Origin of the sequence: Rhodoplanes roseus, from assembly GCF_003258865.1 — a bacterium.
Classification (GTDB): domain Bacteria; phylum Pseudomonadota; class Alphaproteobacteria; order Rhizobiales; family Xanthobacteraceae; genus Rhodoplanes; species Rhodoplanes roseus.
In genome coordinates, this window is record NZ_NPEX01000555.1 from 1 (window position 1) to 1,468 (window position 1,468).

A 1,468-nucleotide genomic window follows, 5' to 3' on the forward strand; every position below is an offset into this window, starting at 1 on the left:
CGCGGCGGCCGCCGCGGCCGGTGTCTTCGACTTGGCCGGGGTGTCGGACGCGACGGCGGGCTCCTCCGGCATCGGCGGCTCGTAGGTCAGCGCCTTCACCGGATCGACCAGTCCCGCGCCCGTCTCCGTCTCGGTGGTGCCGGCGATCGGCGCGGCGCTGCCGGCGAGAATCGCCCGTACCTCGTCGGGCGAGAGGTCCGGCCGCTTTTCCAGCATCAGCGCGATCACGCCGCTCACATGGGCGGCCGCCACCGACGTGCCGGTGGTGAGCTGATAGGCGCCGTTCGGGGCCGGCACCAGTATGTCCACGCCCGGCGCGGCCACGGCCACGTACTTGCCGCGGTTGGCCTGCGCCAGCGGCTTGTCGGTGCGATCCGTCGCCGTCACGGCGATCACGTTGGGGTCGGCGGCCGGATAGAGCGGCGGCGACTTCGGTCCGGCATTGCCGGCCGCGGCGACCAGCACGATGCCCTTGTCGTAGGCCTCCTTCAGCTTGCGCTCGATCATCACGTCGTAGGGGCCGGCGAAGCTCATGTTGATGACGCGCACGCCGCGCCGCATCGCATGGTCGATCCCCTTGAGGATCTGGAACGTCGTCGCCTCCGGGCCGGCGCTGCGCTCGTCGAACGCCTTGACGGCCACGATGGTCGATTCCGGCGCGATGCCGCGCAGCCGGTACTTCGCGATGATCGCCCCGGCCATGCCGGTCCCGTGCAGATGCGGCTTGGCGACCGAGCCGGCCGGGTCGAACCGCTCCGTCACGGCGCCGTGCATGTCCGGATGGCGGGCGTCGACATCGGAATCGATCACCGCGATCGCGACCTTGCGGCCGCGCGCCTGGGCGTGGGCCTCGGCCAGCTTGAGCTTCTCGATGACGTACTGTCCGGGATCGCCGGGCGGCAGCGGCTGCTCCACCGCGGCGGACGCTGCCAGATCGGCCTCGGCCGGCACGCCCGACGGCGCGTCCGCCGCGGGAGCTTCGGTCGGGGCTGCGTCGGGGGCAGCCGGCGCGGGCGCCTCGGCCGCCGGAACCGGCTCGCTCGCCACCTGGTCCAGGCGATAGACGTAGTTCGGCTGGGCCGAGGCGACGATGCGGTCGCGCTCGAGGCTGCGGATCACGTCGCGGACGTCGCGGCCGTCGGCGCTGCGAAACTGGTAGAGGGTCCGGCCGCCGCCCTCGAAGCCGTGCGACCCGACCATGGTGATGCCGAGCCGGCGCGCGGCGGCCTCGACATCGGCGCGCGGCACCGTGTCGGCCACCTGCACCACCACCTCGCGCGGGATGTAGCGCGTCTCGGTGCGCGGCGGCAGGCCGCTGTAGACCCGCTCGTGCTCGGTGCGGCCGATCCCCATGCCGGGCGGCGGCCCGATCGGGCGCGGCGGCGGCACGAAGAAGCGCTGGCGCATGGTCGCCCAGGCCGCCGCCGCCGGCGAGCGGTAGCCGCCGAACTGGGCCGGTCCTCCGGGA

Annotated in this window: 1 protein-coding gene; it reads right to left on the minus strand. The window is 73.9% G+C overall.

Going from position 1 to position 1,468, the window contains the following annotated elements:
• Nucleotides 1–1,468: S8 family peptidase (locus CH341_RS31195; protein ID WP_146604710.1), on the minus strand; the 1,468-nt coding region annotated here is incomplete at both ends.